The organism is Mycobacterium sp. NTMscope_MAC_269, assembly GCF_976985695.1.
This window is the reverse complement of sequence record NZ_OZ335668.1, coordinates 582,352-600,689: the sequence shown is the minus strand read 5'-3', so window position 1 is coordinate 600,689 and position 18,338 is coordinate 582,352. Positions and strand designations below refer to the sequence as shown.

The window sequence follows — 18,338 nt, the reverse complement described above, 5'->3', positions numbered from 1 at the left end:
AGGGCCCGCGGCGTGAGAATAATTGGCCAACCGGGTGGGGCGAAGGGATAGTGATGAGCAGACAGGAGGTGCGGGCGGTGGCAGCCGAATCGGACGCCGACGGTGGGCCGCCGCGCGCGGTGATCATCGTCGCGGTCGCGCTGGCCGTCGCGACGATCGGCGTGATCCTGGCCATTGCGGCCACCCGCGAGGCGCCACCCCAACCCGTCGCCGTTCCCGCCGTCCCCGCGCCGCAGGCCGAAAGCGCCGCCTGCCGGGCGCTGATGGACGCGCTGCCTCAGCGCCTGGGCGACTACCAGCGGGCGGCGCTCGAGCAACCCGAACCCGTGGGCGCGGCGGCCTGGCGCGCCGGGCGGGGCAACGACCCGGTGGTGCTGCGCTGCGGGCTGGACCGTCCGGGCGAGTTCGTCGTCGGCTCCCCCATCCAGGTGGTCGATCGAGTGCAGTGGTTTCAGGTGCGTTCCGATCAGCAATCCGCGGGTGACGCCGGCAGATCCACCTGGTACGCGGTGGATCGCGGAGTCTATGTGGCGCTCACCCTTCCGACCGGTTCGGGCCCGGCGCCGATCCAGCGGCTGTCGGAGGTGATCGCGCAGCGCATCGCGGCCGCGCCCATCAACCCCGGGCCGGCGCGCTAGCCCAACGGTGGCGACCCGCTGCGCCCGGCTTGGGGCTATGCGGCGACCCGCTGCGCCCGGCTACGCCGCGCTTGCGATCGCCACTAGCGCAGGCCGACCCCGCGGGCCAACGCCGTCTCGACCATCGTCGCCAGCAGGGTCGCGTAGTCCACGCCGCTGGCAGCCCACATCCGTGGGTACATCGAGATCGTGGTGAACCCCGGCATCGTGTTGATCTCGTTGAGCACCGGCCCGTCCTCGGTGAGGAAGAAATCCACCCGGGCCAGCCCCTGGCAATCGATGGCCTTGAACGCGCGGACCGCCAATTGACGCACGGCATCGGCGATTTCGTCGTCGACCTTTGCCGGCACATCCAATTCGGCTGCGTCGTCAAGGTATTTGGTGGTGAAGTCGTAGAACGAATCCTCACGGCCGCGCACGCCGGCCACCCGGATCTCGCCCAGCGCGCTGGCTTCGACTGTGCCGTCGGGCATTTCGAGCACGCCGCACTCCAGCTCGCGACCAACGATGGCGGCCTCGACGATGACTTTGGGGTCGTGGCTACGCGCGGCGGCGACGGCGGCATCCAGCTGGTCCCAGCTCGCTACCCGGCTCACGCCGATCGAGGAACCACCCCGGGCGGGTTTGACGAACACCGGCAACCCCAGCCGCTGGCATTCCTCGGGCCGGGGCCTCGCGCGCGACGGCCGCAGCACCACGTAGTTGCCGACCGGCAATCCCTCGGCGGCGAAAAGCTTCTTGGTGAACTCTTTGTCCATGCCCGCCGCGCTGGCCAATACCCCCGCCCCCACATACGGCACACCGGCGAGTTCGAGCAGACCCTGGATGGTGCCGTCCTCGCCGTAGGGGCCGTGCAGCACGGGAAACACCACGTCGACCGACGCCAACACCTCACCGGCGCCGGGTGGCAGGGAAACCAACTGGCCGCCGCGCCGCGGATCGGCCGGCATCGCCAGTTCGGTTCCCGATTCGGCGGTGACTTCGGGCAGTCGCCGGTCGGTGATCGCCAACGCGGCCGGGTCGCCGTCGGTGAGCACCCACGAACCCTCCGGGGTGATGCCGATCGCAACCACCTCGAAACGCTCAGGGTCGAGGTTGCGCAGGATGCTGCCCGCAGAGACGCACGAGATGGCGTGCTCGTTGCTGCGCCCGCCGAAGACGACGGCCACGCGCGCCCGGCCACCGCCCCCTGAGCTGGGGTGCGGCGTCGACCGATCGCTGGCATTCACAATCTCAAGAGGCTACCGGGTAGGTCGCGGCTCATTCGGGCTTGGTGCTGCGGCCCAACAGCAGCGCCATCGCCTCGTCGACCGACAGACCCTTGTGGCAGACCCGGTGCACGGCGTCGGTCAGCGGCATTTCGACGTCGTAACTGGCCGCCAGCGCCAGCACCGACTCGCAGGACGTCACGCCCTCGACGACATGCCCGTCACCGCCGTCGGGCGTGCCGGAAAGAACCGACTCGATGGTTGCTCCGCGGCCGAGCCGCTCGCCGAAAGACCGGTTGCGCGAACGCGGGGAGCTGCACGTGGCCACCAGGTCGCCCACCCCGGCCAGCCCGGCCAGCGTCGCGCCCTTGGCGCCCAACGCGATCCCCAGCCGCATGATCTCGGCCAGGCCGCGGGTGATGATCGCCGCTCTGGTGTTTTCGCCGAGCCCCACGCCGGCCGCCATCCCGCAGGCGAGCGCGATGACGTTCTTGCACGCCCCGCCGACCTCGGTGCCGACCACATCGCTGTTGGTGTAGGGGCGGAAATATCCGCTGTTCAGCATGCGCTGCAGGGCGACGGCCCGGCCCGAGTCGCTGCAGGCGACGACCGTCGCGGCCGGCTGGCATGCGGCGATCTCACTGGCCAGGTTCGGCCCCGAGATCACCGCGACCTGTGCGGGGTCGACGCCGGTCACCGCGACGATCACCTGACTCATCCGCATCAGGGTGCCCAGCTCGATGCCTTTGGCCAGGCTGACCAGGGTGGCGCCCTCGCGCAGCAGCGGCGCCCAGCGCTCGAGATTGCTGCGCATCGTCTGCGCCGGCACGCCGAGCAGCACCGTGGACGCGTCCCGCAGCGCCTCGCCGGCGTCGGCGGTGGCGCGGACGCCCGGCGGCAGCGACGTACCGGGCAGATAGTCCGGGTTTGACCGGGTGGCGTTGATCCGCTCGGCGAGCTCGGGCCTGCGGGCCCACAGCGTGACCTCTGTTTCCGGACCGCCCGCCTCGACGAGCACCTTGGCCAGCGCCGTGCCCCACGCCCCGGCGCCCATGACCGTGACGGCGCCCGCTGAACTCGCATGCGTGCTGGTCATGTGTCACCCCCTGTCGTGGTCGGTGTCGCTCACGCGGCGCGTGCAGCCGCTACACCCTAGATCAGCGACGGACCCGGCGTCACGCGCGCGCCGGGGCCATGACGTCACCGCGCGCGGCGCCGCTGGCAGGATGACATCTCATGAGCGGCATACGAGCCGACGGCGCAAACAACGGCGCGGGCACTGTGGGTGATGTCGCGTTGATCATCGCCGTCAAGAGGTTGGCCGCGGCCAAGACCAGACTGGCGCCGGTTTTCTCGGCGCGCACCCGCGAGAGCGTGGTGCTGGCGATGTTGATGGACACCCTGAGGGCCGCGGGGCGCGTGGAATCGCTGGGCTCGATCACCGTGATCACGCCCGACGACGCGGCGGCCGCCGCTGCCGCCGAGCTGGGTGCCGATGTGCTGACCGACCCGACGCCGGAGGGCCACCCCGATCCGCTGAATAACGCGATCGCCGCCGCGGAGCGCGCTGTGGGGAGTACGTTCTCCAATGTCGTTGCGCTGCAAGGTGATTTGCCGGCGCTGCAAACCCAGGAGCTGACCGAGGCCGTCGCCGCGGCGCGCCAGCACCGGCGCAGCTTCGTCGCCGACCGGCTGGCGACCGGGACCGCGGCGCTCTTCGCGTTCGGGGGCCCGCTCGATCCCCGGTTCGGTTCCGATTCGTCGGCGCGGCACCGCAGTTCGGGTGCGATCGAGCTGACCGGCGCGTGGCCCGGCCTGCGCTGTGATGTCGACACTCCGACCGACCTTGCCGCCGCCCGCCGGCTCGGGGTGGGCGCCGCGACGGCCCGCGCCATCGCCGCGCACTGATTTCGGTCACGACGGACCCGAGCTGTCCGGAAGGTGAACGTCGGCCGCACTCGCGATCACCACTGGCAGCATCCGCGCGTAATGAGCGATGATCGCAGGGTGACTGAAATCGAAGCTGAGGCGCGACCCGACGAGAATTTGTGGCATTCAGGCGACTCGGCCGTCGCGGCGCCCCCGGCTGCGACCCCCACCGCGATGACCGATCTGCCGGAGGACCGGTACCTCAACCGGGAACTGAGCTGGCTGGACTTCAACGCCCGCGTGCTGGCGCTGGCCGACGACAATTCGTTGCCGCTGTTGGAACGGGCCAAGTTCCTGGCGATCTTCGCCTCCAACCTCGACGAGTTCTACATGGTGCGGGTCGCCGGGCTCAAGCGCCGCGACGAGATGGGCCTCTCGGTGCGTTCGGCCGACGGTTTGACGCCGCGCAAGCAGCTGGCCTTCATCGGGGAACAGACCCAGCGGATCGCCACCCGGCACGCGCGGGTGTTCCTCGATTCGGTGCGCCCGGCGCTCGCCGAGGAAGGTATCCACATCGTCACGTGGGCCGATCTCGATCAGGCCGAGCGCGACGAACTCTCGACCTATTTCACCGAGCAGGTCTTTCCCGTCCTGACGCCGCTGGCCGTCGACCCCGCGCACCCGTTCCCGTTCGTCAGCGGGCTGAGCCTGAACCTGGCAGTCATGGTGCGCCAGCCCGAGGACGGCGGCCAGCACTTCGCCCGAGTCAAGGTGCCCAACAACGTCGATCGCTTCGTCGAACTCGCCGCGCCCAAGTCGGGCCGGGACAGCGCCGCGGGCGAAGCCCGGGCCATCGTGCGTTATCTGCCACTGGAAGAACTGATCGCCGCCTTCCTTCCTCTTCTGTTTCCCGGCATGGAAATCGTGGAACACCACGCCTTCCGTATCACCCGCAACGCCGACATGGAGGTTGAAGAAGACCGCGACGAAGATCTGCTGCAGGCCCTCGAACGGGAATTGGCGCGCCGGCGGTTCGGTCCGCCGGTGCGACTCGAGATCGCCGACGACATGACCGAGGGCATGCTGGAATTGCTGTTGCGCGAACTCGACGTGCATCCCGGTGACGTCATTGAAGTCCCCGGCCTGCTCGATCTTTCGTCGCTGTGGCAGATCTACGATCTCGATCGCCCGGCGCTCAAGGACCCGGCGTTCGTTCCCGACACGCATCCCGCCTTCGCCGACCGCGAATCTCCCAAGAGCATCTTCGCGACGCTGCGCGAGGGCGACGTACTGGTGCACCACCCGTATGACTCCTTCTCCACCAGCGTGCAGCGATTCATCCAGCAGGCCGCCGCCGACCCCAACGTGCTGGCGATCAAACAGACGCTGTATCGCACCTCCGGTGATTCGCCGATCGTTCGCGCGCTGATCGAAGCCGCCGAGGCCGGAAAGCAGGCCGTGGCGCTCGTCGAGATCAAGGCGCGCTTCGACGAGCAGGCCAACATCCGCTGGGCGCGCGCACTCGAACAAGCGGGCGTGCATGTGGTTTACGGGCTCGTCGGGCTCAAGACACACTGCAAGACCTGCTTGGTGGTGCGCCGCGAAGGTTCGGCGATCCGGCGGTACTGCCACATCGGAACCGGCAACTACAACAGCAAGACAGCCCGTCTCTATGAGGATGTCGGACTGCTGACCGCGGCCCCCGACATCGGTGCCGACCTCACCGATCTGTTCAATTCGCTTACCGGATACTCGCGCAAGGTCTCCTACCGCAATCTGCTGGTGGCGCCGCACGGAATCCGCGCCGGCATCATCGAACGGGTCGAACGCGAGATCGCGGCGCACCGCGAACGCGGGAGCGGCCGCATCCGTCTGAAGATGAACGCGCTGGTCGACGAGCAGGTCATCGACGCGCTGTACCGGGCGTCGCAGGCGGGCGTGCGCGTCGAGGTGGTGGTGCGCGGCATCTGCGCGTTGCGCCCGGGCGCCGACGGCTACTCCGAAAACATCTTCGTGCGCTCCATTCTCGGCCGCTTCCTGGAACACTCGCGGATCATCCACTTCCGCAACATCAATGAATTCTGGATCGGCAGCGCCGACATGATGCACCGCAACCTCGATCGGCGCGTGGAAGTGATGACTCAGGTCAAGGATCCCAAGCTCACCGCCCAACTGGATGAGTTGTTCGAGTCCGCGCTGGATCCCTCCACGCGCTGCTGGGAACTCGGGCCCGACGGGCAGTGGACCGCGTCGCCGCAAGAGGGCCATACGGTGCGCGACCACCAAGTATCGTTGATGGAGCGGCATCGCAGTCCCTAGACCTGTGCGGTGATTTCCGGTTGTTTCCGGGCCGCAGCGTGATTGAACGTGCGACTCTGACCGAATTGACCTGCAGGAGTTGAGGTGCCGCCCCCGAACTCGTCTCACGCTCGGCGCTCTGGAAGCCGAATCGTCCATGCCGCCGGAGCGGTCCTGTGGCGGCCGGGCGATGCCGACACCGCCGACGACGATATCGAGATCGCTGTCATCCACCGGCCCCGCTATGACGACTGGTCACTGCCCAAAGGCAAGGTGGACCCCGGCGAGTCCGCGCCCGTGGCGGCGGTGCGCGAGGTGTACGAGGAGACCGGCCAACGCGCCGTGCTCGGCAGGCGGCTCAACGCGGTGAGCTATCCCATCGAGGCGGGCGTCAAAAAAGTCTTCTACTGGTCGGCGCGTGCCGTCGGCGGCGAATTCGTTCCCGGCGATGAGGTCGACCGGTTGCTCTGGTTACCGGCGGCCGAGGCCATGCAGAAACTCGACTACGCCCAAGACCGAAAAGTGTTGCGCCACTTCAACAAAAAGCCCGCAGACACCCACACCGTGCTGGTGGTCCGGCACGCCACCGCGGGGCGCAAATCGCGTTTCTCCGGCGATGACACCAAGCGGCCGCTGGACAAACGTGGACGTGCGCAAGCCAAGGCACTGGTTCCGCAGCTGCTGGCGTTCGGCGCCTCACGCGTCTATGCGGCCGACCGGGCCCGCTGCCATCAGACCGTGGACCCACTCGCCGAGCATCTCGGCTCGGCAGTGCACAACGAGCCGACGCTCACCGAAGAGGCTTACGCCAAGAACGCCAAACGCGGGCGGCACCGGATGCTGGACATCGCCGACGAGCACGGCACGCCGGTTGTCTGCACGCAGGGCAAGGTGATTCCCGACCTGATCGCGTGGTGGTGTGCCCGCGATGGCGTGCGTCCGGACAAATCGCGCAATCACAAAGGCAGCACCTGGGTGCTGTCGATGTCGGGCGGACGACTCGTGGCCGCCGACCACATCGGCGGTGCGCTGGCCGCCAACGTGCGCGCCTAGTTTGGCGACGCCCCACCGCTCGTTCGATGGCGGCGGCCGCCGCCAGCACACGAATACCCTCCGGGGCACCGCTGCCGCCGAAGGGTATTCGTGTCTAGAACGTGCTCTGCCTACCGGCGGCCGCGACGCGCGGTCGCCTTCTTGGCCGGAGCCTTGCGGGCAGTGGACTTGCTCGCGGCCTTGCGGGCCGGAGCCTTCTTCGCCGCGGCCTTCTTGGCCGGAGCTTTCTTGGCCGCAGCCTTCTTGGCGGGAGCCTTGGTCGCGGCCTTGCGGGCCGGAGCCTTCTTCACTGCCGCCTTCTTGGCCGGAGCCTTCTTCACTGCGGCCTTCTTGGCCGGAGCTTTCTTGGCCGCAGCCTTCTTGGCCGGAGCCTTCTTGGCCGCAGCCTTCTTGGCGGGGGCCTTCTTGGCGGCGGTCTTCTTGGCCGCGCCCGTGCCACCTACCACGCCGCGCTTGACGGCCGGGCCGTCCGACGGGAGACGCTGTGCGCCAGACACAACCGCTTTGAATTGGGCACCGGGACGGAACGCGGGGACGGAAGTCGGCTTCACCTTCACCGTCTCACCGGTACGCGGGTTGCGAGCCACGCGCGCTGCGCGGCGCCGCTGTTCGAACACACCGAACCCGGTAATCGTGACGCTGTCGCCCTTGTGTACCGCACGCACAATGGTGTCGACAACGTTCTCGACCGCTGCGGTCGCCTGCCGACGGTCCGTGTTCAATTTCTGTGTGAGCACATCAATGAGCTCTGCCTTATTCATCAATCCCTCCGACACTAGTGGTCCTCGATTTGAACCGACTAGTGGACACGGTAAACCCTCACCCAGCAAATTTCCAAGAGCCACGCGCAATTTCACGGCAAGGCCTACGGCGTTTTCGCAATCCGGTTGCCGCCCTTGACCGGTGGAGGTCCTTAAAATCGGCCCGGTTTAGTTAGCCGATCGAGCAGAAATTCGGCTCCGGCCGACGGTTCAAGAGGTGGGCACAGTGCGCGGTTTCCAGTCCGGATAGGTCGCCTCGAAAGACTCGATTTCTTTGAGTTTCCGCAGCGTAAGGGCTATATCGTCAAGACCTTCGAGTAGCCGCCAGGCGGTGTGGTCGTCAATCTTGAACGGCAGCACCGTCGTTCCCGCGGTGATATTTCGATCTTGAAGATTGGCAGTGATTTCCAAGCCGGGGCTCTGCTCGATCAGCTTCCAGAGCAGCTCCACCCCGTCCTGAGAAACTTCGGCCGCCAGCAGCCCCGCCTTGCCGGCATTGCCCCGGAAAATGTCACCGAATCGAGACGAGATGACCACTCGGAACCCGTAGTCCATCAGCGCCCACACCGCGTGCTCGCGCGACGAACCCGTCCCGAAATCGGGTCCTGCGACCAAGACTGACCCCCGGTCAAAGGGGCTGAGGTTAAGCACGAATGACGGATCCGACCGCCAGCTCGCGAACAAGCCGTCCTCGAAACCGGTTCGGGTTACACGCTTCAAATACACCGCCGGAATGATCTGGTCGGTGTCGACGTTGGAGCGCCGCAGCGGCACACCGATACCGGTGTGGGTGTGAAAAGCTTCCATGCTCATCCCTTCAGACGTCGAATACGTCAGCTCAAATCGGCCGGAGCGGACAATGTGCCGCGAACCGCTGTCGCCGCGGCAACGGCCGGCGACACCAAATGCGTGCGGCCGCCTTTACCCTGGCGCCCTTCGAAGTTGCGGTTGGAGGTGGCCGCGCACCGCTCGCCCGGCGCCAACTGGTCGGGATTCATCCCCAGGCACATTGAGCACCCCGCCTGCCGCCATTCGGCACCGGCGGCGGTGAAAACCTCGCCCAGCCCTTCGGCTTCGGCCTGCGCGCGCACCCGCATCGATCCCGGCACGACGAGCATCCGCACCCCCGGCGCGACGGCGCGCCCGCGCAGAATGTCGGCCACGACCCGCAGATCTTCGATACGACCGTTGGTACAAGAGCCCACGAAGACCGCGTCGACGGCGACGTCACGCATCGGCGTACCCGGTCGAAGGTCCATGTATGCCAACGCTTTCTCAGCGGCCTGGCGCTCGCCGTCGTCGGTCATCAGTTCGGGATCGGGCACGGCGGCGGACAGCGGCACCCCCTGGCCGGGATTTGTGCCCCACGTCACGAACGGGCTCAGCGACTCCGCATCGAGATAGACCTCGGTGTCGAATTCGGCGCCCGGGTCGGTGTGCAGCTGCTGCCAATAGTGCATGGCCGCATCCCATTGCGGCCCCTTCGGGGCGTGCGGGCGGTCACGCAGGAACTCGTAGGTGGTGTCGTCGGGAGCCACCATCCCCGCCCGGGCGCCGGCTTCGATGCTCATGTTGCAGACGGTCATCCGGCCTTCCATCGACAGCGATTCGATGGCGCTGCCGCGGTATTCGATGACATGGCCCTGCCCGCCGCCGGTGCCGATCTTGGCGATCAGCGCGAGGATGATGTCCTTGGATGTCACGCCCGGCGGGAGTTTTCCGTCGACATTGACCGCCATCGTCTTGAACGGCCGCAGCGGCAACGTCTGAGTCGCCAGCACGTGCTCGACCTCCGAGGTGCCAATTCCCATGGCCAGCGCGCCGAATGCGCCGTGCGTCGAGGTGTGACTGTCCCCACAGACAATCGTCATTCCCGGCTGGGTGAGGCCCAGCTGCGGCCCGACGACATGGACGATGCCCTGCTCGAGGTTGCCCATCGGATATAGCCGCACACCGAATTCGGCACAATTTCGCCGCAATGTCTCGACCTGTGTGCGTGACACCGGGTCGGCGATCGGCTTGTCGATTTCGATGGTCGGAACGTTGTGATCCTCGGTGGCCAGCGTCAAATCGGGGCGCCGCACCGGCCGGCCGGCCAGGCGCAGGCCGTCGAAAGCCTGCGGGCTGGTGACCTCGTGCACCAGGTGTAGGTCGATGTAGATCAAGTCGGGTGCGGTCGCCTGTCCCGAGGCGCTCCCGGAGACCACAACGTGGTCGTCCCAGACTTTTTCGGCCAGAGTGCGCGGCCTGGTGGCCGTCCCCGTGTCGATCCCCATATCGAACTCGCCTCAATTCGCTTCATCCGCGGCTCGCTGATCATTCGGGCTGTGATCTCAGAATGCGAGACGCTAGTATCTTCTTGTGAGACAGCATAGCGGTATCGGCGTCCTGGACAAAGCCGTGGGTGTCCTGCACACCGTCGCCCAATCCCCCTGCGGACTAGCCGAACTGTGTGAGCGGACCGCACTGCCCCGGGCCACGGCTTATCGGCTCGCGGCGGCCCTGGAAGTCCATCGCCTGCTGGGACGCGACGACGAAGGGCGCTGGCGGCTCGGCCCGGCCGTCACCGAACTCGCCGCTCACGTCAACGATCCGCTGCTGGCCGCCAGCAGCGCGGTGCTGCCCCTGTTGCGCGAGACCACCGGCGAAAGCGTGCAGCTGTACCGGCGTGAGGGCACCGACCGGGTCTGCGTGGCCGCCCTGGAACCCGCTGCGGGCCTTCGCGATACGGTTCCGGTGGGGGCGCGGCTGCCCATGACGGCGGGGTCGGGCGCCAAAGTGCTACTGGCCCATAGCGACGCGGCCACCCAGAAGGCGGTGCTGGCGACCGCGAAATTCACCGAACGAACGCTGGCCGAAGTGCGCCGGCGTGGCTGGGCGCAAAGTGTGGCCGAGCGTGAGCCGGGGGTGGCCAGCGTGTCCGCGCCGGTGCGCGACGGCCGCGGCGCCGTCGTCGCGGCCATTTCGGTGTCGGGCCCCATCGATCGGATCGGCCGGCGCCCGGGCGCGCGTTGGGCCGCCGATCTGCTGTCCGCCGCCGATGCGCTGGCCCGCCGGCTTTAGTTCTCGAGTCCTCCCGCGAGCAGACGCAGCGGGCCTGTCAGACTGACCGGCATGGGAACCAATCAGCGCGCGAGCATCGTCATGTCGGAAGACGAGATCGCCGATTTCGTGGTCAAGTGCCGCACCGGGACGCTGGCCACCATCGGCATCGACGGCCAGCCTCATCTGACCGCCATGTGGTACGCCGTGGTCGACGGCGAGATCTGGCTGGAGACCAAGGCCAAGTCGCAGAAGGCCATCAACCTCAAGCGGGACCCGCGGGTGAGCTTCCTCATCGAGGACGGCCACACCTACGACACGCTGCGCGGGGTGTCCTTCGAAGGGGTCGCGGAGATCGTGGACGACCCGAACGTCTCACACCGGGTGGGAGTCAGTGTGTGGGAGCGCTACACCGGTCCCTACACCGACGACATGAAGCCGTTCGTCGAGCAGATGATGAACAAGCGGGTCTGTGTTCGCATTGTGGCCCGCCGGGCCCGTTCGTGGGACCACCGCAAACTGGGCCTGGCACACATGCCGGTGGGTGGATCGACCGCGCCGGCCGTCCTGGGGACGGACCAGTAATTGCGGTCTTAGTTTGTAGCCCCGATGGGATTCGAACCCACGCTACCGCCGTGAGAGGGCGGCGTCCTAGGCCGCTAGACGACGGGGCCAGAAACGATCCGAGCAGTCAGCATAGCTCACCGCGCGAAGCCCACCTAATCGCTTGAGCGGGCGAAAATTTTGCTGGGGTACCAGGACTCGAACCTAGAATGGCTGAACCAGAATCAGCTGTGTTGCCAATTACACCATACCCCATTGGCTGCCTAAAACTGCTGGTCAGCGTCGATTATGAGCCCGTACAAGCTCTTTGGGGACCCGCCGCTGCCAGTCGTTGTCGGCCTTGGTAAACCGCACCGTGAACCGCAGTGCAGACTACCAAAGTCTCGCGGGGCAGTCCGCACGCGTGGTCTGGGTCTCTCCTAACCGATCGTCGCACGCGCGGCGCGCAGCCGCTGCAGGCTGCGGTCGCGGCCGAGCAGCTCCAGCGACTCGAACAACGGCGGGCTGACCGTCGTCCCGGTGGCGCCCACCCGGATCGGACCAAACGCCTTGCGGGGTTTGAGGCCCAGCTCGTCGATGAGCGCCGCCTTGAGGGCCTCCTCGAGCCGGGACGTCGTCCATTCCGCGACGCACTCCAGCGCGGCCAGCGCGGCGTCGAGCACCGCGGCCGCCTCCGGTCCCAGCTCTTTAGCGGCGGCCTTGGGCTCGATCGCGTACTCGTCGTCGTTGAGGAACTTCAACAGGTCCCAGGCGTCACCGAGCACCACGATCCGGGTCTGCACCAGGTCGGCGGCCGTGGCGAAGCTTGCGTCGTCGAGCTCGAGGCGATGACCGTGGACGCCGAAATATTCGCGCAGCCTTGTGGTGAAGTCCCCGACGGTCAGCATCCGAATGTGCTCGGCATTGAGCGCGTCGGCCTTCTTCTGGTCGAAGCGGGCCGGATTGGAGTTGACGTCGACGACGTCGAACGCGGCCACCATCTCGTCAAGACTGAACACGTCGTGGTCGTCGGCGATGGCCCAGCCCAGCAGCGCCAGGTAATTGAGCAGTCCTTCGGGAATGAAGCCGCGGTCACGGTGGGCGAACAGGTTCGACTGCGGGTCGCGCTTGGACAGCTTTTTGGTGCCCTCCCCCAATACCGTTGGCAGGTGGGCGAACTGCGGGGTGCGCTCGGCGACGCCGATCCGGATCAGCGCCTGATACAGCGCGAGCTGGCGCGGTGTGGAGGGCAGCAGGTCCTCGCCGCGCAGCACGTGCGTGATCTTCATCAGCGCGTCGTCACACGGGTTGACCAAGGTGTACAACGGATCTCCGTTCGCGCGGGTCAGCGCGAAGTCGGGCACGGAGCCGGCCGCGAAGGTGGTGGTTCCGCGCACCAGGTCGTCCCAGCCGAGATCGTCGTCGGGCATCCGCAGCCGCACCACCGGCTGACGGCCCTCGGCGAGGAAGGCGGCGCGCTGCGAGTCGGTCAGCTGCCGGTCGAAATTGTCGTAGCCGAGCTTGGGATTACGGCCCGCGGCGATATGACGCGCCTCGACCTCCTCGGGCGTCGAGAAGGCGTAGTAGGCCTCGCCCGCTTCGACCAGCTTGGCCACTACGTCGCGGTAGATCTCGCTGCGCAACGATTGGCGGTAGGGGCCGTACGGGCCGCCCACTTCGGGGCCCTCGTCCCAGTCCAGGCCGAGCCAGCGCAGCGCGTCCAGCAGCGCCAGATAGCTTTCCTCACTGTCGCGTTGGGCGTCGGTGTCCTCGATGCGAAAGACGAAAGTGCCCCCGGTGTGTCGGGCGTAGGCCCAGTTGAACAGCGCCGTGCGGACCATTCCGACGTGCGGGGTGCCGGTGGGCGACGGGCAGAATCGGACCCGGACTGGGTGCGCATTCGCGGGTGCGGTCACGATTTTCCTTTGCGGAGCACGGGATTGGTGAGGGTGCCGATGCCCTCGACGGTGATGGAGACGGTGTCGCCATCCTCGATGGGGCCGACGCCGGCGGGAGTCCCGGTGAGGATGATGTCACCGGGCAGCAAGGTCATCACCGCCGAAATCCACTCGACGATGGAGCCGATGTCGTGGATCAGCAGCGACGTGCGGCTGTGTTGCTTGACCTCGCCGTTGACCTCGGTGCGCAATTCGAGATCGCCGGGGTCCAGCGGCTTGAGGTCGGTGACGATCCACGGCCCGACCGGGCAAAAGGTGTCGTGGCCTTTGGCTCTCGTCCATTGGCCGTCGGCTTTTTGTTGATCGCGCGCCGACACGTCGTTGCCGATGGTGTAGCCGAGGATGTTCTCCGCTGCCTGGGCGGCCGAGACGTCCTTGCAGGGCCGGCCGATGACCACGGCCAGCTCGCCCTCGAAGTGCACCGGTGATGCGTTGGCCGGCAGGCGAATCGGCACGTTGGGCCCGACGATGGCGGTGTTCGGCTTGAGGAATATCACCGGCTCGGCCGGCGCGGGTCCGGTCATGTCTGTCATCTCGGCGATGTGATCGGTGTAGTTCTTGCCGACGCAGACCACCTTGCTCGCGAGTATCGGGGCCAGCAGCCGGACGTCGGCCAGCGGCCATGACCTGCCGGTGAAGTTCGGCGTGCCGAATGGATGCTCGGCGATCTCGCGGGCGATCATTTCGGAGGGATCGTCGAGTTCGCCTTCGATACTGACGAAGGCGACACCGTCGGGGCTGGCGATTCGACCAAGGCGCATTCGGTTGAGCCTAGTGACGGTCGCGAGCGCGGCGAAGCCCGGCGTGGCGGGCCGTCACAATCCGACCCAGTGACGGTCGCGAGCGCGGCGAAGCCGGGCGTGGCGGGCCGTCAATGACCAGGTACGGCACAAGTCCTGACGCGAAATATCCCGACGGTATGCAAGCATGGGGAATGCAGACCGACTCGACCGCTACGCCCGAAATCGGCGCGGGCGCGCGCTGGTCGATCATGATCGTTTCGCTGCTGGCGACGGCAAGTTCGTTCCTCTTCATCAACGGCGTCGCATTTTTGATCCCGTCGCTGCGAGCGCGCGGAGTCCGGTTGGACGAGGCCGCCCTGCTGGCTTCGATGCCCAGCTGGGGCATGGTGGTGACGCTGGTGCTGTGGGGTTATGTGCTGGACCGGGTGGGCGAACGGGTGGTGATGGCCACGGGTTCGGCGCTGACCGCGGCGGCCGCCTACGCGGCGGCGTCGGCGCATTCGATGGTGCTGATCTCCGTGTATCTGTTTCTCGGCGGCATGGCCGCCGCCAGTTGCAACACAGCGGGCGGGCGACTGGTGTCCGCCTGGTTTCCGCCGCACCAGCGCGGCCTGGCCATGGGCATCCGCCAGACCGCGCAACCCTTGGGAATCGCCTTGGGCGCGATGATAATTCCCGAACTCGCCGAACACGGACCGCAGCACGGCCTGCGCTTCACCGCGCTGGCGTGCACGGTCGGGGCGATCGCGAGCATGATCGGGATCGTCGACCCCCCGCGGAAACCGCGCGCCAGCGCAAGCCATCAAGAACTCGCGAGCCCGTACCGAAGGTCGTTGACGCTGTGGCGGATTCACGCGGTGGCGGGCCTGATGATGATGCCCCAAACGGTGACGGTGACGTTCATGCTGGTGTGGCTGATCAGGAATCTGCACTGGTCGGTGGCGGCCGCCGGCGCGTTGGTCACGCTTTCGCAGCTGCTGGGCGCGCTCGGCCGGGTCGCCGTGGGCCGCCTGTCCGATCGGGTCGGCTCCCGGATGCGGCCCGTGCGCTACATCGCGGCGGTCGCGGTGTTGACGCTTCTTCTGCTGGCGTGGACCGACTACATGAATTCGCGGTGGCAGGCCGGGCTCATGGTCGCCGTCGCGGTGATCTCGGTGCTCGACAACGGGCTGGAGGCCACGGCCATCACCGAATTCGCCGGGCCGTACTGGAGCGGCCGCGCCCTGGGCATCCAGAACACCACCCAGCGCATGATGGCCGCCGCCGGGCCCCCGCTGTTCGGCGCGTTGATCTCGGCCGCGAAATATCCACCGGCATGGATGTTGTGCGCGTTGTTCCCGTTGGCGGCGATGCCCCTGGTGCCGACGCGGTTGTTGCCACCCGGCCTGGAAGGCAGAGCCCGTCGGCAAACCGTCCGCCGCGTTCGGTGGTGGCGGGCCGTTCGTTCCCACACGTTGCCCAACAACCCGGAGCGACGTTTGCCGCAACGATCCGGCGAGAACTATTAATACGTGCCGACGGGGCTACGTACTACCGGTGGTGCCCTCGGAGGCGCGCTCGCGCGCGGCCGCCCGAGGTTAGAGCCCCGCGGCGATCCGTTCGCCCACTTCGCGCGTGGCGAGCCGTTCGCTCCCCCGCGCTGCCAGATATTGCTCGACGGCCCGGTCCACCCGCTGGGCGGCGGCGTCCTCACCGAGATGGGCGAGCAGCAACGCCACCGACATGATCGCGGCCGTGGGATCGGCGATGCCCTGCCCGGCGATATCCGGCGCGCTGCCGTGCACAGGCTCGAACATCGAGGGGTTGGTCCGGGTGCCGTCGATATTTCCGCTGGCGGCCAAGCCAATTCCGCCGCACACCGCCGCCGACAGGTCGGTGATGATGTCGCCGAACAAGTTGTCGGTGACGATCACGTCGAAGCGACCGGGATCGGTCACCATGAAGATGGTGGCGGCGTCGATGTGCTGATACGCCACCTCGACGTCGGGATAGTCCTTGCCGACCTCGGCCACGATGCGCGACCACAACCTGCCGGCGAAGGTCAGCACGTTGGTTTTGTGCACCAGTGTCAAGTGCTTTCGGCGCCGCTGAGCCCGCTCGAATGCGTCGGCCACCACGCGTCGAACACCGAAAGCGGTGTTCTGGCTCACCTCGGTGGCGACCTCGTTGGGCGTTCCGACGCGGATGGCGCCGCCGGTGCCGGTGTAGGGGCCTTCTGTCCCCTCGCGCACCACCACGAAGTCGATCTCGGGATTGCCGGCCAAGGGGCTGTTGACTCCCGGATACAGCCGACCGGGCCGCAAGTTGATGTGATGATCCAGCTCGAAACGCAAGCGCAGCAACAAACCTCGCTCCAGCACGCCGCTGGGCACCGACGGGTCACCGATGGCGCCGAGCAGGATGGCGTCGTGCGCGCGCAGCTCGTCGACCGCCGAGTCCGGCAATAGCTCTCCGGTGGCGTGGTAACGGCGCGCACCGAGGTCGTAGCTGGTCTTCTCCACCCCGGGCAGCACCGCATCGAGGACTTTGATGGCCTCGGACACGACCTCGGGCCCGATACCGTCGCCCTCAATTACCGCGAGCTTCATCGGCGCCACTCCTCACCGTTGCGTTCGATATCGGCGCAGTTCACGAAAGATCAACCACCTCAAGCTTGTTGGCGCCGACGGCCGTGCCGATTTCCGACCGCACGTCGCCGGGCACGTCCCGGTCCAGGCGCAGCAGGATCGTCGCGCCCGGGCCCTCGGCGTCCTCGGAGAGTTGCGCGGCTTGGATGTTCACGCCGGCCGAGCCCAGCAGGGTGCCGATCTTGCCCAGCGCGCCGGGCTGGTCGGCGTAGTTGATCACCAGGTTGATACCGCGGGCGCGCAGGTCGAAGTTGCGGCCGTTGATCTGCACGATCTTCTCCACCAGCTGCGGCCCGGACAGGGTGCCGGCCACGTTGACCGCGGAGCCGTCGTGCGCGACCGCGCGCACGTCGACCACGCTGCGGTGGTTCGGGCTTTCCGACGCCGTGCCGATTTCGGCGGTGATACCGCGCTCGTCGGCCAGCGCGGGTGCGTTGACGAACGTCACCGGCCCCTCGACGACGGCCGAGAACAACCCCCGCAGGGCCGAAAGTTTCAGCACCTCAACGTCTTCGGAGGCGAGCTCGCCGCGCACCTGCACCGACAGCGACACCGGCGGTCCGTCGGACAGCGTGGCGGCCAGCACGCCGAGCTTGCGCACCAGGTCCAGCCACGGCGCCACCTCTTCGTTGACGACCCCGCCGCCGACGTTGACGGCGTCGGGAACGAATTCCCCGGCCAGCGCGAGCTTCACACTCGCCGCGACGTCGGTGCCGGCCCGGTCCTGGGCCTCCTCGGTCGAGGCCCCCAGATGGGGTGTGACCACCACCTGCGCCAGCTCGAACAGCGGGCTGTCGGTGCACGGCTCCTTGGAGAAAACGTCGAGGGCCGCCGCGCGCACGTGGCCGCTGCGCACCGCGTCGGCCAGCGCCGCCTCGTCGACCAGGCCACCGCGCGCGGCGTTGACGATGATGACGCCCGGCTTGGTCTTCGCCAGCGCATCCTTGCCGATCAGCCCCGCGGTTTCGGGCGTCTTGGGCAGGTGCACCGAAATGAAGTCGGCGCGGCCCAGCAGTTCATCCAGCGTCAACAACTCGATGCCCAGCTGCGCGGCGCGGGCCGGCGACACGTAGGGGTCGTAGGCGATCAGGTGGGTGCCGAAGGCGCTGAGTCGCTGGGCAACCAGCTGTCCGATCCTGCCCAGCCCGACAACGCCGACTGTCTTGCCGAAAATCTCGGTCCCCGAGAACGACGACCGCTTCCAGGTGTGCTCGTGCAGCGACGCGTCGGCCGCCGGGATCTGGCGGGCCGCGGACAGCAGCAGCGCCAGCGCGTGCTCGGCGGCGCTGTGAATGTTCGACGTCGGGGCGTTGACCACCAGGACCCCGCGCTCGGTGGCGGCGTTCACGTCGACGTTGTCCAGGCCGACGCCGGCGCGGGCGACGATCTTCAGCTTGGGCGCCGCCGCCAGCACCTCGGCGTCGACGGTGGTGGCCGAGCGCACCAGCAGCGCGTCGGCCTCCGGCACGGCCGCCAGCAGCTTCTCCCGGTCGGGGCCGTCTACCCAGCGCACCTCGACCTGGTCGCCCAGGGCCGCGACGGTTGATTCAGCGAGCTTGTCGGCAATGAGTACAACAGGCAGATTCACCCGGCCAGCC

Annotated in this window: 16 protein-coding genes and 2 tRNA genes; 7 read left to right on the top strand and 11 right to left on the bottom strand. The window is 67.5% G+C overall.

Annotation, left to right across the window (positions count from 1 at the left end):
• Positions 1-53: 53 nt before the first annotated feature.
• Positions 54-638 carry a DUF3515 domain-containing protein gene (locus ACZ50Z_RS02955; protein ID WP_464482200.1) on the top strand — a complete coding sequence of 195 codons (585 nt, stop codon included), beginning with the start codon at positions 54-56 and terminating at the stop codon, positions 636-638.
• 83 nt (positions 639-721) lie between these two features.
• Here ACZ50Z_RS02955 and ACZ50Z_RS02950 read toward each other — a convergent pair whose 3' ends face one another.
• Entirely contained in the window at positions 722-1,867 is a 1,146-nt protein-coding gene (locus ACZ50Z_RS02950; RefSeq protein WP_464482199.1) for a D-alanine--D-alanine ligase family protein, read from the bottom strand.
• 31 nt (positions 1,868-1,898) lie between these two features.
• Entirely contained in the window at positions 1,899-2,942 is a 1,044-nt protein-coding gene (locus ACZ50Z_RS02945; protein ID WP_464482198.1) for an NAD(P)H-dependent glycerol-3-phosphate dehydrogenase, read from the bottom strand.
• Between the two features lie 140 nt (positions 2,943-3,082).
• On the opposite strand from ACZ50Z_RS02945, the gene cofC reads away from it, so the two are divergent.
• The 3 genes from cofC (at position 3,083) to mutT1 (ending at position 7,066) form a co-directional block, all read left to right on the top strand.
• Positions 3,083-3,754, top strand: coding sequence for a 2-phospho-L-lactate guanylyltransferase (gene cofC / locus ACZ50Z_RS02940; RefSeq protein WP_464482197.1), 672 nt, complete (start codon positions 3,083-3,085; stop codon positions 3,752-3,754).
• A gap of 81 nt (positions 3,755-3,835) precedes the next feature.
• Entirely contained in the window at positions 3,836-6,034 is a 2,199-nt protein-coding gene (locus ACZ50Z_RS02935; protein WP_464482196.1) for an RNA degradosome polyphosphate kinase, read from the top strand.
• 84 nt (positions 6,035-6,118) lie between these two features.
• Positions 6,119-7,066 (top strand): 8-oxo-(d)GTP phosphatase MutT1, encoded by a 948-nt coding sequence (gene mutT1 / locus ACZ50Z_RS02930; protein ID WP_464482195.1) that lies wholly within the window; start codon positions 6,119-6,121, stop codon positions 7,064-7,066.
• Positions 7,067-7,176: 110 nt separating this feature from the next.
• On the opposite strand, the gene ACZ50Z_RS02925 is transcribed toward mutT1, so the two are convergent.
• The 3 genes from ACZ50Z_RS02925 to leuC all read right to left on the bottom strand — a co-directional run bounded on the left by ACZ50Z_RS02925 (position 7,177) and on the right by leuC (position 10,103).
• Positions 7,177-7,827 (bottom strand): HU family DNA-binding protein, encoded by a 651-nt coding sequence (locus tag ACZ50Z_RS02925; RefSeq protein WP_464482194.1) that lies wholly within the window; start codon positions 7,825-7,827, stop codon positions 7,177-7,179.
• A gap of 210 nt (positions 7,828-8,037) precedes the next feature.
• Positions 8,038-8,634 (bottom strand): 3-isopropylmalate dehydratase small subunit, encoded by a 597-nt coding sequence (leuD, locus tag ACZ50Z_RS02920; protein ID WP_464482193.1) that lies wholly within the window; start codon positions 8,632-8,634, stop codon positions 8,038-8,040.
• 26 nt (positions 8,635-8,660) lie between these two features.
• Complete coding sequence (leuC, locus tag ACZ50Z_RS02915; protein WP_464482192.1) at positions 8,661-10,103, bottom strand: 3-isopropylmalate dehydratase large subunit; 1,443 nt, start codon at positions 10,101-10,103, stop codon at positions 8,661-8,663.
• Positions 10,104-10,188: 85 nt separating this feature from the next.
• Here leuC and ACZ50Z_RS02910 point away from each other — a divergent pair, with 85 nt between their 5' ends.
• Together ACZ50Z_RS02910 and ACZ50Z_RS02905 are read left to right on the top strand one after the other, a co-directional pair.
• Entirely contained in the window at positions 10,189-10,890 is a 702-nt protein-coding gene (locus ACZ50Z_RS02910) for an IclR family transcriptional regulator (protein ID WP_464482191.1), read from the top strand.
• Between the two features lie 51 nt (positions 10,891-10,941).
• Positions 10,942-11,454: a pyridoxamine 5'-phosphate oxidase family protein gene (locus ACZ50Z_RS02905; RefSeq protein WP_464482190.1), complete on the top strand. Its 513-nt coding sequence runs from the start codon at positions 10,942-10,944 to the stop codon at positions 11,452-11,454.
• 16 nt (positions 11,455-11,470) lie between these two features.
• Here the strand turns inward: ACZ50Z_RS02905 and ACZ50Z_RS02900 are convergent.
• The 4 genes from ACZ50Z_RS02900 to ACZ50Z_RS02885 form a co-directional block, all read right to left on the bottom strand.
• A tRNA-Glu gene (locus ACZ50Z_RS02900) sits at positions 11,471-11,543 on the bottom strand.
• Between the two features lie 73 nt (positions 11,544-11,616).
• Positions 11,617-11,688 (bottom strand) — tRNA-Gln (locus tag ACZ50Z_RS02895).
• Between the two features lie 164 nt (positions 11,689-11,852).
• On the bottom strand, positions 11,853-13,328 hold the full coding sequence (gltX, locus tag ACZ50Z_RS02890) for a glutamate--tRNA ligase (protein ID WP_464482189.1): 1,476 nt from the start codon (positions 13,326-13,328) through the stop codon (positions 11,853-11,855).
• Positions 13,325-14,131 carry a fumarylacetoacetate hydrolase family protein gene (locus ACZ50Z_RS02885; protein ID WP_464482188.1) on the bottom strand — a complete coding sequence of 269 codons (807 nt, stop codon included), beginning with the start codon at positions 14,129-14,131 and terminating at the stop codon, positions 13,325-13,327. The genes gltX and ACZ50Z_RS02885 overlap by 4 nt, the downstream gene beginning before the upstream one ends.
• Positions 14,132-14,304: 173 nt before the next feature.
• Here ACZ50Z_RS02885 and ACZ50Z_RS02880 point away from each other — a divergent pair, with 173 nt between their 5' ends.
• Complete coding sequence (locus ACZ50Z_RS02880; RefSeq protein ID WP_464482187.1) at positions 14,305-15,621, top strand: MFS transporter; 1,317 nt, start codon at positions 14,305-14,307, stop codon at positions 15,619-15,621.
• Between the two features lie 69 nt (positions 15,622-15,690).
• Here ACZ50Z_RS02880 and ACZ50Z_RS02875 read toward each other — a convergent pair whose 3' ends face one another.
• A complete protein-coding gene (locus ACZ50Z_RS02875) occupies positions 15,691-16,701 on the bottom strand; it encodes a 3-isopropylmalate dehydrogenase (protein ID WP_464482186.1) in 1,011 nt (336 codons plus the stop codon).
• A gap of 40 nt (positions 16,702-16,741) precedes the next feature.
• Positions 16,742-18,328: a phosphoglycerate dehydrogenase gene (serA, locus tag ACZ50Z_RS02870; protein ID WP_464482185.1), complete on the bottom strand. Its 1,587-nt coding sequence runs from the start codon at positions 18,326-18,328 to the stop codon at positions 16,742-16,744.
• Positions 18,329-18,338 lie beyond the last annotated feature (10 nt).